This window comes from Jujubicoccus corallicola (assembly GCF_047345645.1).
Lineage (GTDB): Bacteria > Pseudomonadota > Alphaproteobacteria > Rhodobacterales > Rhodobacteraceae > JBLEFH01.
In genome coordinates, this window is the sequence record NZ_JBLEFH010000007.1 from 203689 (window position 1) to 218722 (window position 15034).

The 15034-nt window shown below is 63.5% G+C and carries 10 protein-coding genes; 9 read left to right on the top strand and 1 reads right to left on the bottom strand.

Going from position 1 to position 15034, the window contains the following annotated elements; genetic code table 11:
* The first annotated feature begins 46 nt into the window (after positions 1-46).
* From ACMA5I_RS11960 to preA, 8 genes are all read left to right on the top strand, one after another.
* On the top strand, positions 47-946 hold the full coding sequence (locus tag ACMA5I_RS11960) for a phosphatidylglycerol lysyltransferase domain-containing protein (protein ID WP_525886505.1): 900 nt from the start codon (positions 47-49) through the stop codon (positions 944-946).
* A gap of 25 nt (positions 947-971) precedes the next feature.
* The gene (locus tag ACMA5I_RS11965) at positions 972-1904 is read left to right on the top strand and encodes a phosphatidylglycerol lysyltransferase domain-containing protein (protein ID WP_525886506.1); all 933 of its coding nucleotides are present in this window, start codon (positions 972-974) and stop codon (positions 1902-1904) included.
* 347 nt (positions 1905-2251) lie between these two features.
* Positions 2252-4033: a transposase gene (locus ACMA5I_RS11970; RefSeq protein WP_525886507.1), complete on the top strand. Its 1782-nt coding sequence runs from the start codon at positions 2252-2254 to the stop codon at positions 4031-4033.
* A gap of 62 nt (positions 4034-4095) precedes the next feature.
* Positions 4096-5805: a type I secretion system permease/ATPase gene (locus tag ACMA5I_RS11975; RefSeq protein WP_525886508.1), complete on the top strand. Its 1710-nt coding sequence runs from the start codon at positions 4096-4098 to the stop codon at positions 5803-5805.
* Entirely contained in the window at positions 5802-7124 is a 1323-nt protein-coding gene (locus tag ACMA5I_RS11980; protein WP_525886509.1) for an HlyD family type I secretion periplasmic adaptor subunit, read from the top strand. The genes ACMA5I_RS11975 and ACMA5I_RS11980 overlap by 4 nt, the downstream gene beginning before the upstream one ends.
* 27 nt (positions 7125-7151) lie before the next feature.
* Positions 7152-10142 (top strand): CapA family protein, encoded by a 2991-nt coding sequence (locus ACMA5I_RS11985; RefSeq protein WP_525886510.1) that lies wholly within the window; start codon positions 7152-7154, stop codon positions 10140-10142.
* A 249-nt stretch (positions 10143-10391) separates the two neighbouring features.
* Positions 10392-11726: an FAD-dependent oxidoreductase gene (locus tag ACMA5I_RS11990; protein ID WP_525886511.1), complete on the top strand. Its 1335-nt coding sequence runs from the start codon at positions 10392-10394 to the stop codon at positions 11724-11726.
* A 2-nt stretch (positions 11727-11728) separates the two neighbouring features.
* A complete protein-coding gene (gene preA / locus ACMA5I_RS11995; protein WP_525886512.1) occupies positions 11729-13030 on the top strand; it encodes an NAD-dependent dihydropyrimidine dehydrogenase subunit PreA in 1302 nt (433 codons plus the stop codon).
* Positions 13031-13062: 32 nt separating this feature from the next.
* Here the strand turns inward: preA and ACMA5I_RS12000 are convergent, their stop codons facing one another.
* Positions 13063-13674, bottom strand: coding sequence for a TetR family transcriptional regulator C-terminal domain-containing protein (locus tag ACMA5I_RS12000; protein WP_525886513.1), 612 nt, complete (start codon positions 13672-13674; stop codon positions 13063-13065).
* 108 nt (positions 13675-13782) lie between these two features.
* On the opposite strand from ACMA5I_RS12000, the gene ACMA5I_RS12005 reads away from it, so the two are divergent.
* On the top strand, positions 13783-15033 hold the full coding sequence (locus tag ACMA5I_RS12005; protein ID WP_525886514.1) for a M20 family metallo-hydrolase: 1251 nt from the start codon (positions 13783-13785) through the stop codon (positions 15031-15033).
* Position 15034: the final 1 nt, after the last annotated feature.

Genomic DNA, 15034 nt, shown 5'->3' on the forward strand with positions numbered 1-15034 from the left:
TTAACTGTCTTGCCCTCGTCACGATCTGGCTTTTTAAATCGCGCGTATGGGTATTGAGGGATTAAACCGGGTGCGCGTGGACAGCCATCACTGGCTGCCGGAGCTGTTTGCAGCAGAGGACCGCATGTGCTGGTTCCTCTATCTGCCCTATTTGCATTTGACCGGGATGCGCGAGGGCTATGCGATCCTCGAAGAGCAATTCGAGGGCGCGACCATTCTTTACCGCATGTCGGAGCGCAAGGGGCGGCCCGTGCTGGAAATCCACACGCCGCCGATGCCCTACAGCACCGCCGCGATGGATCATGCGGTCGAGCGGGTGCGCGATACCAACCGGCGCAGCACGGTTCGCGTGCGTTATGTCGAAGAGGCGCAGATGCCGGATCTCGCCCGCGCCGGGTTCCGCATCCATGCGCGGGAGCGGGAATTTTACTACGATTGCGCGCAGGTGGTGCCGCTCGACGGCTCGCAGTTCAAGAAACTGCGCAAGGAGATCAACAAGGCCGCCAATCTGCCGGGCTTCGTTGCCCGCGATTATACGGCGGAGGACGAAGCGGGCTGCATGGAGGTGCTGGACCGCTGGCGCAGCCGTCTCAAGGAGGCGGGCTTGCCTGCGGAGGGCTACCGGCTCACCGCCAATTGCCTCGCCGAAGCGCCGGACTGGCCGCAGGATCTCATCAAGGGCCGCGTTGCGGAAATTGACGGAACGATCCACGGATTTTCCTTCGCTGGCCCCATCAGCCCCGATTGTGGCAATCTGATGATCGGGATCAGCGACACGGAATTTCGCGGGCTGAGCTATTTCCTGCGCCATGACCAGATGGCAGAATGGACATCGCTGCCGGCGTTCAATGACGGGCATGATGCCGGGCGAGGGGGCCTCAGCGATCTCAAACGCAGCTTCCGCCCGCCGCGCATGGTGCAGATTTTCCGCGCCCAGCTGACGTAAGACGACTTAAGACAGGGAGAGTTTCATGGCGCCCGAAGATGCCGCGTTCCAAACCGATGCGCTGGACGGATTGCGCCCGCTGACGGCCGAGGATCAGCCGCGCATTGCCGAAGCGGTGGCGGCGGCCGAGGTCACGGGCTGGTCCTATTTCTTCCCCTATATGCTCTTTTTCAGCCAGCTTTCGGGCAATGAACACGCGCTTTTCGAGGACGCCGAGGGCGCGATGCTGGTCTACCGGATGAACCGCCGGAAGGGGCGGGAGATGCTGTCCTTGCTCGTCCCGCCTTTCCCGTTCAGCCCGGCGGCGCTCGCCCACGCCGAGGCGCGAATGGCGGCGTTTAACGAGGGCGGCGCGCTGCGGATCAACCGCGTGCCGGAGGAAGCGGCATGGATGGTCGGCAATGAAGGCTTCGAGCTGCGCTTTAACTCTGACGAATATGTCTATGATCGCGAAGCGGTTTTGCCGATGGCGGGCAAGGCCTTCGCAACGCTCCGCCGCAAGGTGCGCTATTTCGACGAGGCGGGCGCGGTGGTGCGGCCCTATACGCCCGAGGACCGCGAACCTTGCGAAACGCTGCTCGAAGAGTGGCGCGCGCTCCTGAAGGAACGCGGCGTGAAACTGGGGCCCTATCGCTCCTATGCCCGCAACTGTCTCGCCAACGCCTCGGGCCTTGGGCCGGAGGTCATCCGCGGCGAGGTTATCGAGATGGACGGCAAGATCGCCGCCTTCACCTTTGGCGGCCCGATCGACCCGGAGACCACGGCGCTTTTCATCACCATTTCCGACCACGCCTTTCCGGGGCTGGCCTATTATCAGCGCTACAAATTTATCGAAAGCACCACTCATGGGCGATTCTTTAATGACTTCGCCGATAGCGGGCGCGAGGGTCTGGCGCAGATGAAACGCAGCTTCCGGCCTGTCAAAATGCACGCGCTTTTGAGTGCGCGTCGGCAATAATCCGCCGAAACCTGACGCCTCGTCAGGAGTATCATAATACCACTAACACGCCTTTTCCCTTGTGACACAGGGGTGTAACACCATCACATAAATGTTAAGTAGCTAATAACAACCAATTTTCTGGGTTAAGTTTGGTTAAAATTTCGTTAAGAAAGCCGTGGGATGTGGGGGCTTATGCTGCATTTGCGGCTTTAAATAAAGTTAATTAGCTGGCAGAACCTCCGCGCAGAGCTATGGGTGAGATCTTAGCGAGTTTCGGTATGCGTGGTGGCATGTTGTCTCACTCTAGAGCTGTTACATTGTAGCCCGCGTGCAGGCGGGCGATCAGATCTGGGTGGGGGTAAAGCATGGATCAGATTCTTTCTGCGAAGCGTATCGACACGGCCAAGCGTGCGTTCAGCACACGGCGCGTTCCGAAGGGCGACATGCGCCGGCTGTTGACCGGCAAGTTGCGGCCGGAGCCGGGCGATCTGGTGCTGGCGCGCGTCGATGAGATCATCAAACACACCAAGCTGGAACTGACCGATGGTCGCCGCGCGCATATGTTCGCGGGCGATGAGATCGTCGTCGCCTTCGGCAACCGCTACGCGCCGGACCAGTATGAGGCGCAGATTGCGGAAGATCTTTCGCCCTGCGATCTGGTCGCTGCCGGCGGTCTTGCGGCGGTCGAGCTGTCCCGTCATCAGCGGATGCTCCCGCCGACGAAAATCTCGCCGCTCGGGATCATTGCCCGCGCTGACGGCTCGCGCCTGAACCTTGCCGATTACGGCGTGAAGGCGAGCGAAATGACCCCGCCGATCCCGGCGATCCTCTCGCTCGGCACTTCGATGAATGCGGGCAAGACGCTCACCGCCATGTCGCTTGTGCGCGGTTTCAAACGCCTTGGCCACAAGGTCGCGGCGCTGAAAATCACCGGCACGGGCGCGGGCGGCGATATCTGGATCGTGCGCGATGCGGGCGCCGATATCGTGGCCGATTTCACCGATGCGGGCTTTGCCAGCACCTATCTCACCTCGGTCGAGGATATCGAGAACGCCACCATGCGGCTGATGAATTTCGCCGCTGATAATGGCTGTGATCTCGCCGTGATCGAGATTGCGGACGGGCTGATGCAGCTTGAAACCTCGCAACTCATTCGCAGCAAGAAGATCCTCGATGTGACCATCGGCACCGTCTTCGCGGCCTACGACTCCATGGGTGCGAAATATGGCGCGGATATGCTCCGCCGGGCCGGTCACAATGTGGTCGCCCTGAGTGGCCGCCTTGGCCGCTCGCCGCTTGGGGTGCGCGAGGCGGAACTCTCCACCGGTCTGCGGGTCTTCAGCCCGTGGGAGCTTCAGGACGGGATGCTGGTGCCGACGATCCGCGATCTCGCTCGCAAGGAATATGAAGCCTCGAACCGCAAGGCCAAGCATCTGAAACCGCTCACCAAAGACGTGCTGGTCCCGCAAGATGCGATCTATGCGGGCGAGTATAGCGGCAATGTGGTCCCGATGGGCCGCCCGTCCGTCTCGCCCCGCGAGCTTCAGGCCCAGGCGGTTCTGCGCACGGCCATGCAGGCGGTGATGAAAGCCGAAGTCGATGAGATGTGCCGCTCGGCTTACGGCGCGCGCGGCGGGAGCCGGGTGAACCGCCGCAACGGGTTCCGCAAGCGCAAAGTGGCCAGCCCCATGGGGCCGATTGCCTTGGAGGTGCCGCGTCTGCGCAAGGGCGGTTATGTCCCGCCGAAGAGTTTCGACAAGGCGCGCCGCGCGGAGATCGACGCGGTCCTCAATGCCGAGACCGCCGAGATGGAAACCGCGCTCGCCGCGCTTCTCAAACGCATCAGCCCGCGCAAGACCAAGATCGCCGATCTTGGGGCGCTCGCGGTGACGGTGCGCGAGGCGATTGCCGAGGCGACCCCGCCGATCGAGCCGACGCTGCACCCGATCCCGGATGCGCTCGCCAAGGTGCTCGATGATGCGGAGCTCGATGACGATCTCGACGAGAACGAAGCCGATGCGCTCGATATGATGAACGAGTATGGCCACACGCGCCGCGCCGAAGAGGCCAGCCCGTTCAATCGCAGCATCGACCGCCCCGTCGAGGGCTTTGAAGAACTGCGCTACATCCCGATCCCCGGCGAGTAACGCGTAGGCAGTGAAGGGAAAAGCCGCCCCGGATATCCGGGGCGCTTCAAGGTGACAGACGCATGGCAAAACGGCGCAAAGCGGGCTTGAAAACGCTGGTCGACCACGCCTGGAGTGCTTCCTGGAGGGGCCTCACGGCGGTGGTCATTTTCAGTGTGTTCGTGAACATCCTGAAATTCGCGACGCCCCTTTACCTTCTGCAAGTGCTCGACCGCATCCCGGCGAGCCGCAGCATCGAAACGCTGGTGATGCTAACCATCATCACGCTGATCGCGGTCGCCACGGGCTATGCGCTCGACATCATCCGCCGCCGACTGCTACGGCGCTGGAGCGCGTGGATCGAGGAAACGCTCGGGCCGGAAATCATGCGCCGGAGCACGCATCGCGAGACGGATGAGAAAAGCAGCGGCCAGGCCCTGAGCGATCTCGGCGCGATCAGCCGTTTCGCTGGCGGGCAACTGGTGCGCTGGCTCGATCTCATCTGGGCGCCGGTCTTTGTGTTCGGCGTGTTCCTGATCCATCCGGTCTTGGGCTGGATCACCTTCGCCTCCGTGCTGATCGTCATTCTGGTCGGCTGGATGCAGGACCCGCTCACCCGCGCCGCCCGCCGCGCCGCCAGCGCCGCCAAACGCGATGGCGGCACGCTGATGCAGACCATGACGCGCCACCGCGAAACCGTCGATGCGCTGCAAATGGGCGGCAATCTCACGGAGCAATGGCGGCGCAATGAGGCGGGCCGTCTCGAAGAAGCCGAACGCACCGCCTCGCGCGGCGACACCTTCGCGCTCATCATGGGCGCGCTCGGGCAGTTTCTGCGCATCGGCATTCTCGCCGCCGGTGTCTGGCTCGTGGTGCTGGACCAGCTCTCCATCGGCAGCATCTTCGCCGCGCGCCTGATGGCGGGTTTCGGGTTCAAACTGGTCGAGGGCGCGGTGCGCAACTGGCGCAGCACCCGCGAATCCATCGACGCCTACAAGCGCCTCGTCAATTATTTCAACGCGCTGCCCCCGAAAGAGGCCTCCATGCTGGGCGGTCTGGAACATGCGCCGCTGGTGCTCGATGCGGTCAGCCACCGTTATCCTTACCAGCGCGATTACCTCTTCCGGCGTCTCTCGGTGGAGATCCCGCCGGGCCGGATCGTGGTGCTGACCGGGCCCGCAGGCGCGGGCAAAACCACGCTGGCGCGCATCCTCACCGGGATCATCCAGCCGCGCCTCGGCCATGTCCGCCTCGGCGATATCGACATCTCGCGCATCCCGGCGGAGCAACGCTCCGGGCTGGTCGGCTATATGCCCCAGCATACCGAGCTTTTCGATGCGACGATCCGCGAAAATATCGGCCATATGGGCGATCCGCCGCTCGAAAAGGTCATCGCGGTGGCCAAACTCGTCGGCATTCACGAGCTGATGCTCAGCCTGCCTGAAGGCTATGACACGATGATCACCTCGGACCATCACGGCATCCTCAGCGGCAGCCAGCGCAAACGCATCGGCCTGGCCCGCGCGCTCTACAACGCGCCGCGCATCCTCGTGCTGGACGAGCCCTCCGCCAATCTCGACGGCCCGTCCCGGCGCATCATGGAGGCCGCGCTTCAGCAATTGAGCGACGAGGGCACGACGATCATCGCGACCCAAGCCATCGACTCGCCGCGCCTCTCGCGCATCGCCGATATGGCGCTGAATTTTGACGGGGCGAGCATCAAGGTCTCCGAGGCCGAAGGGGCCAAGGCCCGCAAGGAAAAGAAACGCGCCAACCTGAGGAGCGTGAAATGACCGATCTCTCGCTCGGGCCGGAAGGCCGCGCCTTTCCCCATCCGTTTGATCGCAAGCTGATCGCCATCGGCTTCACCATTATTGGCCTCTTTTTCGGCGGCTTTCTCGGCTGGTCGCTCCTCGCACCAGTGGAAAGCGCCGTGGTCTCACCGGGGATTGTCAGCGTCGATACCAATGTGCGGACGGTCCAGCATCTTGAGGGCGGGATCATCGAGAGCATCGAGGTGCGCGAGGGCTCCGAGGTGGCGGCGGGCGATGTGATCGTCCGCCTGCAAAACACCATTCCCGTCGCCGTGATGACCGAAATTCAGGCGCGGCTCTTCGAATTGCAAGCGCTGGAGGCGCGGCTTGTGGCCGAGCGCAACAATGCCGACGAAATCACCTTCCCCGATGATCTGCGCCTCAAGGTCGGGGACGCCGCTGCGCTCGCCGCGATGGACGGGCAGCGCGAGATTTTCGCCAGCCGCAAGCAGCTCCTTGGTGAGCGGCTGACCATGCTGGAGCAGACCCGGCGCGGCGTCGAAAGCGAGATCGAGGGGCTGGAAGGCCAGATCACCGCCGCCGACCGGGAACTCGAAATCGTCAATGAAGAACTCGCCACCACGCAGCAGCTTGTGGACCGCCAGCTGATGCAGCGCAGCCGTTTGCTGACGCTGCAACGCGATCAGGCGGAACTCCAAGGCGAGGTCGCCACGCATCGCGCGAATATCGGCACGGCGCGCCAGAAGGTCGAGGAAGCGACGCTCCGCATGTCCGAATTGCGCAGCAGCCAGTCCACCGAGATCGTCGAAGAACTGCGCCAGACCCGCTCGGAAGCGCATAACCTGCGCCAGCAACTCGCCGAAGCCCGCGACGTTCTGCGCCGCACCGAAATCCGCGCGCCCGCGTCTGGCATCGTCGTGAACCTCGCCGTCCACACGGTCGGCGGCGTTGTCGCGCCGGGTCAGCAGCTTCTCGAAATCGTGCCGAGCAATGACAAGCTGGTCATTCAGGCCACCATCGACCCGCTCGATATCGATCAGGTTTCCGTGGGCCTGCCCGCAACGGTCTGGCTCTCGGCCATGAACCGCCGCAACCAGACCGGGATCGACGGAACGGTGCAAACCATTTCCGCCGACCGGATCACGGATCCGCGCACCGGCGCGGCCTATTACCTCTCGCGCATCGAACTGGACCCGAAAGATGTCGAGGAAAGCGCCATCCCGCTGCAATCGGGGATGAGCGCCGAGGTGATGATCCGCACCGGCAAACGCACCAGTTGGGAATATATCTCGGCCCCGATCTCACGGGCCATCTCGCGCAGCCTGCGCGAGGAATAACGCCAGACGATCCGAAGGAGCGACAGGATGAAAATCAGGAAACTCACGAGCCTCGCCGCAGGCAATCCATGGTCCCGCAGCCCTGTGATCGTGGCGGATCTGCCCAAAAGCGCCGCCGTCTCGCCCGAAGAGATCCGCACGCTTTACAAAGCCATCGGCCCGCAGCGCGCCAGCATCACCGATTTTCCCGGCTGGGCGCAAATCGGCGGCGCGCGGAGTGCCGTGCCGGCGGCGCATGTGGTTGAGGTTCTGGCGATTTTCTTCCAGCGCGCCTTGCATTGGCCCGTCTCGGCCTGCGCTTTCGTGCCGAAAGGCCCGGCGATTTTCGAGACCCGCAACCCCCGGATCGGCCGCAACGCCGCCCGCGCGGGCGCAGAGCTTCTGACCGCTCTGCAAGCGGGCGGCACGGAGAAGGATCTGCGAAAAAGCGTCTCCGAGATCCTCACCGCCTTCCTCAAACGCGAAGCCAAACGCACCCCGGCCTCCGATGCGCTGGAGCTGGCTGACCGCGCCGCGAAACGCGGTATCCCGTGGAACAGCGTGCCGGAATCGACCTTTGTGCGGCTCGGCTCCGGGCAATATTCCAAAGTCCTGCGCGGCACGGAATCCTCGGACACCTCTCTGATCGGCCAGCGCCTTGCCAAGAAAAAGACCGTCACCAATGCGATGCTGGCCGAGGCGAATATCCCGGTGCCGCAGCAGCGCACCGTCCGCTCCATTCGTCAGGCGGTGGAGGCGTATAATGCCCTTGGCCGCAATGTCGTGGTCAAGCCCGTCGATGGCAATCAGGGCAAGGGGATCACCGTGCGTCCCGGCTCCGCGCTGCAAGCCGCGCGCGCCTTCCGCTATGCCCGCAAGGTCTCGCGCATCGTGCTGGTGGAAAGCTGTATCGAGGGGGATGAATATCGGCTGCTCGTGATCGGCGGGGAAATTCGCGCCGCCAGCCTGCGCCGCCCGGCCCGTGTGGTCGGCAATGGCAAATCGACCATCCGCCAGCTTGTCGCCAAGGTGAACAAGGACCCGTTGCGCGCGCCGGTCCCCCATGGCCGCCTCGCCATGCGCCTGCCGATCAAGCTGGACGCTGCGGCGAAAACGCATCTGAAAGGGCAGGGGCTCTCGCCCGACAGCGTGCCGAAAAAGGGCAAAATCATTCAGATCAATGGCGTCTCGAATGTCTCCATGGGCGGCGATACGGTGGATGTGACCGACAAGGTCCACCCCGAGGTGCGCGAGATGGCCGAACGCACCGCGCAGATCCTCAATATCGACATGTGCGGGATCGATTACCTGACCACCGATATTTCGAAATCGCCCGAGGCCACCAATGGCGCGATTTGCGAGGCGAACACCCAGCCGGGCATGTCGCTTCACCTGATCGTCGCCGAAAGCGAGCCGCGCGATGTGGCCGCCGATTATGTGAACGTCCTCTTCCCCGAAGGCGCGCAGAGCCATACCCCGGTGATCGCGGTCGCCAAAGGCACGGATTCCGCCAGCGTGGTCAAGAACATGATCGCCGCCACGCGGACAACCGGCGCGAAACTCGGGGTCTATAGCCAGAACGAGGCGGTGCTAAAGGGCGCGGATCATGTGATCGCCCTGCCAAGCCCCGATGCGGTGCTCTGGGAGCAGCGGATCGACGCGGCGGTGGTCGAGGTCTCCGACGAGGGGATCATCCGCAACGGTTTGGGGCTGGAGCGGGTCGATCTCGCCGTTCTGCCGAATGAGCCGATCCATGAGGCGGCGATCATGACGCTGCAACAGGTCTCGAACAGCCAGATCCTCGCCGCCGCCGATCCGGATCTCATGCCGCGCGCGCTCGCCGCCATGGCGCTGATTGCCCCGGACGAGACCGCGAGCCCCGTGGCGCGGAGCCGCGATCAGGTCGCCGAGAGCCTTGACGCCAAGCTGCGCGAGCAGAGCTTCACCGCGACCTTCGTGGGCGATATCGGCTTTGGCGAGGCCTATCGCCATTACCCCAAATGCCGCGATCTTCAGCGCCTTCTCGATCAGGGTTATGGCCAGTGCCTGAGCCATGTGCAGCACCTTCTGGAGCCTGCCGACATGCTGATCGGCAATCTCGAAGTCCCGCTGGCGCCGCGCATTGACGAGCGGCTGCGCGGGCGCAAGAAATTCCTCGGCTGGTGCGATCCGGCGCGGACGGTGAGCGCGCTTCGCGGGGCGGGCTTCACCGCGCTGTCCCTCGCCAATAACCACGCGCTCGATTGCGGCGGTTTTGGTCTCTCGGCAACGCAGGACCAACTCACCCGCGCGCGCATCGTGCCTTTCGGCGCGGGCCCGAACATCTCGCTGGCCGAACGCCCGATTGTGAAAACCCTCACCGTGGGCGGGCGCGAGCGGTCCCTCGTGATCTTCGCGGGCTTTGAGCATCGCAATCGCTACGACCGCCGCTATCGCTGGTATGCCAGCCCCGAAACCGAAGGCGTCGCGCGGCTCGACCCGGAGCGGATCGGCCAGATGATCCGCTATCTGCGGGCCGAGCTGGCGGACCCGATTTTCGTCGCCTATCCCCATTGGGGCACGGATTATCAGGATGTGACCGAGCGGCAGCGCGAGCTGGCCTGGGGCCTCATCGACGCCGGGATCGACGTGATCATCGGCCACGGCACCCATTCCAGCCAGCGCATCGAGATGCTGAACGGCAAGCCGGTCCTTTTCGGCATCGGCAATTTCGTCTGGAACACGCCGGGCAGCGGCTTCCACAAATTCGACGCGCCGCCCTTTGGCCTCGTGACCGAGCTGATGATCGGGGCACGCGGTGCGCCAAAGCTGCGGGTCTATCCGATTGTGACGGACAACTCGGTCACGAATTTCCGCAACCGTCCGGTGACGCCCGACGAATTCGACACCGCCGTCGCCGCGCTGCTGCCGGACCAGGGGCAGGCCCAGCATCGCGGGCGCGAAGGGCGGCTCTTTTTCGAACTCGCCGCCGATGCGCCATGGAGCGGCGCCAAAGCGGGTGCGCGGGCGAAAGAGCGCGTGCAGGAATATCGCATCTAGGCCGTCCCGCAGAGCAACCGAGAGCGAGTCACACCGCCACAGCAAACGCCGCGCATTCCCCGATGCGCGGCGTTTTTGCATCTGCGAAATCCTTGTTTTCATGTTGAAACGGCTCAAAATTTTACCAGTTGATAAAATTTCCGGTTCTGTCATTCTCGAAGGAAACGCGGATAACAGCGTTTGGTCCACACGCACGGGCGGCCGCGCGCGCGGATGACATCAGACACTCGCCAGCCAGGGAGCAAGCCAGTGAGTAATTCGACCTTCACACCCGGAATCGCCGAGGGGCGGCTTTCCTCCACCCTCATTGCCGAAAATTTCGCCGATTACTGCCCGCCGCTCGATCCGCATGAGGCGCAGGTGGCGGCGGATCGCTGTTATTTCTGCCATGACGCGCCCTGTATCACGGCCTGTCCGACGGAGATCGACATTCCGCTGTTCATCCGTCAGATCGCGACCGGCACGCCCGATGCGGCGGCGAAAACGATCCTGTCGTCGAATATCCTTGGCGGGATGTGCGCGCGGGTCTGCCCGACGGAAACGCTCTGCGAAGGCGCGTGTGTGCGGATGGAAGCGGAGGAGAAACCCGTCGAGATCGGCGCGCTGCAACGCTATGCGACGGACCGGGTGCTGGACGATCCGCACCCCTTCGCCCGCGCGGCGGCCACGGGCAAAACCGTGGCGGTGGTGGGGGCAGGGCCAGCGGGTCTCGCCTGCGCGCACCGTCTCGCGATGAAGGGTCATGATGTGAAGGTGTTCGAGGCGCGGCCCAAAGCCGGCGGTCTCAATGAATACGGGATCGCGGCCTATAAGGCGAGCGACCAGTTTGCCGAGCGTGAGGTGGATTGGCTGCTCAAGATCGGCGGCATCACCATCGAGAACGGCGTCGCGCTTGGCCGGGACATTTCGCTCGATCAACTGACGGCGGATTATGATGCCGTGTTCCTCGGGATCGGCCTCGCCGCGGTCAATGATCTCGGGCTTGGCGGCGAGATGAACGGGCTGCGCGATGCGGTCGATTTCATCGCCGAGCTGCGCCAGACCGAGGATCTGACCACGCTGCCCGTCGGCCGCGATGTGGTCGTGATCGGAGGCGGCATGACGGCGGTGGATGCGGCGGTGCAGTCGCGGCTTTTGGGCGCGGAAAATGTCACCATGTGTTACCGGCGCGGGCCGGAGCGGCTCTCCGCTTCATGGGTCGAGCAGGAACACGCCAGTAAGGCCGGGGTCCGCATCCGCTGCAACGCCATGCCGGTTGCAATCCGCGGGAATGGCAAGGTCGAGGAAATCGAGTTCGCCTATACCGAGGATGACGCGAGCGGCGCCATGGCGCAGCGGCCTGAGACCTTCACGCTGAAAGCCGATCAGGTGCTGTTTGCCATCGGCCAGAAACTCGGCGGGTTACCGGACGGCGTCGCCCTTGACGGGCGTAAGATCGCGGTCGATGCGAATGGCCGCACCAAAAACCCGAAAATCTGGGCCGGCGGCGATTGCACGGCAGGCGAGGACCTCACCGTCTCCGCCGTCGCCCAAGGCCGCGATGCCGCGGAAGACATTCACCAGCAACTCATGGGAGGGGCGTAATCATGGCTGATCTCACCACCGACTTTATCGGGATCAAATCCCCCAACCCGTTCTGGCTCGCCTCCGCGCCGCCGACCGACAAGGAATACAACGTCCGCCGCGCGTTCGAAGCGGGGTGGGGCGGGGTCGTCTGGAAAACCCTCGGGGCGGAAGGCCCGCCGGTCGTGAACGTCAACGGCCCGCGCTACGGCGTGGTGTATGGCGCGGATCGCCGGGTGCTTGGCATCAACAATATCGAGCTGATCACCGACCGCCCGCTGGAGGTGAACCTGCGCGAAATCAAATCGGTGAAGCGCGACTACCCGGACCGGGCGCTGATCATCAGCCTGATGGTGCCTTGCGACGAGGACAGTTGGAAAACGATCCTGAGGCAAATCGAGGACACCGGGGCCGATGGGGTCGAGCTGAATTTCGGCTGCCCGCATGGCATGGCCGAGCGCGGCATGGGCTCCGCCGTGGGTCAGGTGCCGGAATATATCGAAATGGTCACCCGCTGGGTGAAGCAATATAGCCGGATGCCCTGCATCGTGAAGCTGACCCCGAACATCACCGATGTGCGCAAACCCGCCGAGGCGGCGAAACGCGGCGGCGCGGATGCAGTGAGCCTTATCAACACGATCAACTCCATCACCTCGGTCGATCTCGATCTCTTCGCGCCGGAGCCGACGATTGACGGCAAGGGCACCCATGGCGGCTATTGCGGCCCGGCGGTGAAACCGATTGCGCTAAACATGGTCGCCGAAATCGCCCGCAGCCCGGAGACGGCGGATCTGCCCATTTCCGGCATTGGCGGGGTGACGACATGGCGCGACGCGGCGGAGTTCATGGCGCTTGGCGCGGGCAATGTGCAGGTCTGCACCGCCGCGATGACCTATGGCTTCAAGGTCGTGCAGGAGATGATCTCCGGCCTTTCGGAATATATGGACGAGAAGGGCTTCACATCCACCGCCGATCTCGTGGGCCGCGCCCGCCCAAATGTGACGGATTGGCAATATCTCAACCTCAATTACGTCACCAAGGCCGAGATTGATCAGGATCTGTGCATCAAATGCGGGCGCTGCTACGCGGCTTGCGAGGACACGAGCCATCAGGCGATTGATATGTCGGCGGATCGTGTGTTCTCGGTCAAGGATGACGAATGCGTCGCCTGTAATCTCTGCGTCGATGTCTGCCCGGTCGAGAACTGCATCACCATGCGGCAGCTTGAGAAGGGCGAGACGGACCCGCGCACGGGCGAGGTGGTCGGCGATTACGCCAACTGGACCGAGCATCCCAACAACCCCTCGGCCACGGCGGCCGAATGAGCCTGAGCGCGCGCCTTTCCGAAGTGACGCGCTCAGGGCGTCAGCAGGCGGCGATACAGCGTCTCGGCAAAGGGGCGCGCCTCGGTGATGGGGTCGTGATCCGGCCCCAGAACCGCATGGATCTGGACCTCGAAATCGGCGTAATGCTGGGTGATCGCCCAGAAGGAAAAGATGAGATGGTAAGGATCGCTCTTCGCAATCCGCCCCTCATCCATCCAGCGCTCAATGAGCGCCGCTTTCTCATCCACCACCGCCTTGAGCCGCCCGCTCAAGATCGCCTCGATATGTTCGGCGCCGCGCACCACCGCATTGGCGAAAAGCCGGCTCTGCTTGGCATGGGTGCGGCTCATATCGAGCTTGCAGCGCATATAGGCCAGCAGCTCCTCCAGCGGCTCGCCATCCTCCGAAATCGCCTGCAACGGGGCCAGCCACTCCTCGATCTGCGCGTCGAGCAGCGTGCGATGAATCTCCTCCTTGGAGCGGAAATAATAGAGCAAATTGGCCTTCGACAGCCCGGCCAGCGTGGCAATCTCGTCGACCGTCGCGCCGCGAAATCCATGGGCCGCGAAGACCTCCAGCGCCGCCGTCAAAATCGCCTCGCGATTGCGCTTTTGAATGCGGGTCAGCCGCCGCGCCTTGTCCATCTGCGTCCCGCTCTTGATTGGATTCGCAATTCTTATAGCCTGTTATCAAAAGCTTGGTCAAAACAGGCCAAGCCGATGCGCCTGCAAATGTGATCGAAAGGACCGCCTATGACCAGCCCCGACAGCAATATGAAGATCGATGCGGACCGTCTTTGGGACAGCCTGATGGAGATGGCCAAGATCGGTCCGGGGGTCGCGGGCGGCAACAATCGCCAGACGCTGACCGATGAAGATGCCGAGGGCCGCGCGCTCTTCCAGTCATGGTGCGAGGAGGCGGGCATGTCCATGGCGCTCGACAAAATGGGCAATATGTTCATGCGCTTCGAGGGGGCGGAGCCGGATCTCGACCCGGTCTATATCGGCAGCCATCTCGACACCCAGCCCACGGGCGGCAAATATGACGGGGTGCTGGGGGTGCTCTCCGGCCTCGAAGTCATCCGCTCCATCCGCGATATGGGCGTGAAAACCAAACGGCCCATCGTCGTCGTCAACTGGACCAATGAGGAGGGCACCCGCTTCGCCCCCGCCATGCTCGCCAGCGGCGTCTATGCGGGCGAGCACACCGAGGACTTCGCCAATACCCGCGAGGATGCCGAGGGCAAAACCTTTGGCGAGGAGCTGGACCGCATCGGCTGGCGCGGCACCGAAGAGGTCGGCGGGCGGCCCATGCATGCGATGTTCGAATATCACATCGAGCAGGGGCCGATTTTGGAGGCCGAAAACACGCAGATCGGCGTCGTCACCCACGGGCAGGGCCTCTGGTGGTTGCAAGTTACGCTGACGGGCAAGGAATCGCATACCGGCTCGACGCCGATGAATATGCGCGTCAATGCGGGGCTTGGCATGGCGCGGATCACCGAACTCGTCCACCGCATCGCCATGGACAACCAGCCAAACGCCGTCGGCGCGATCGGGCAGGCCAATGTCTACCCCAACAGCCGCAACGTGATCCCCGGCAAGGCGGTCTTCACCATCGACTTCCGCAGCCCGGAACTGGAGAAACTGAACGGAATGCGGGCGGAACTGGAAGCCGAAGCCCCGAAAATCGCCGAAGAGCTCGGCCTTGGCATCGAGATCGACCCCGTCGGCCATTTCGATCCGGTCACCTTCGACCCAGACCTCGCCCAATCCCTCCGCGACGCCGCCGACCGCCTCGGCTATTCCCACATGGACATCGTCTCCGGCGCCGGCCACGACGCCTGCTGGATCAACCGCGTCGCCCCCACCGTCATGATCATGTGCCCCTGCGTGGACGGGCTCTCGCATAACGAGGCCGAAGAGATCAGCAAGGAATGGGCCGAAGCGGGGGCAGATGTGCTGCTCCATGCGGTTTTGGAAGCAGCGGAGGTGGTGCGGTGAG

What these genes read in the sequence shown, in the direction of transcription:
- ACMA5I_RS11970 (WP_525886507.1), top strand. Translation starts at nt 2,252, where the DNA reads ATGGATCAGATTCTTTCTGCGAAGCGTATCGACACGGCCAAGCGTGCG.
- preA (WP_525886512.1), top strand. Translation starts at nt 11,729, where the DNA reads ATGGCTGATCTCACCACCGACTTTATCGGGATCAAATCCCCCAACCCG.
- ACMA5I_RS11960 (WP_525886505.1), top strand. Translation starts at nt 47, where the DNA reads ATGGGTATTGAGGGATTAAACCGGGTGCGCGTGGACAGCCATCACTGG.
- ACMA5I_RS12005 (WP_525886514.1), top strand. Translation starts at nt 13,783, where the DNA reads ATGACCAGCCCCGACAGCAATATGAAGATCGATGCGGACCGTCTTTGG.
- ACMA5I_RS11965 (WP_525886506.1), top strand. Translation starts at nt 972, where the DNA reads ATGGCGCCCGAAGATGCCGCGTTCCAAACCGATGCGCTGGACGGATTG.
- ACMA5I_RS11980 (WP_525886509.1), top strand. Translation starts at nt 5,802, where the DNA reads ATGACCGATCTCTCGCTCGGGCCGGAAGGCCGCGCCTTTCCCCATCCG.
- ACMA5I_RS11975 (WP_525886508.1), top strand. Translation starts at nt 4,096, where the DNA reads ATGGCAAAACGGCGCAAAGCGGGCTTGAAAACGCTGGTCGACCACGCC.
- ACMA5I_RS11985 (WP_525886510.1), top strand. Translation starts at nt 7,152, where the DNA reads ATGAAAATCAGGAAACTCACGAGCCTCGCCGCAGGCAATCCATGGTCC.
- ACMA5I_RS12000 (WP_525886513.1), bottom strand. Translation starts at nt 13,674, where the DNA reads ATGGACAAGGCGCGGCGGCTGACCCGCATTCAAAAGCGCAATCGCGAG.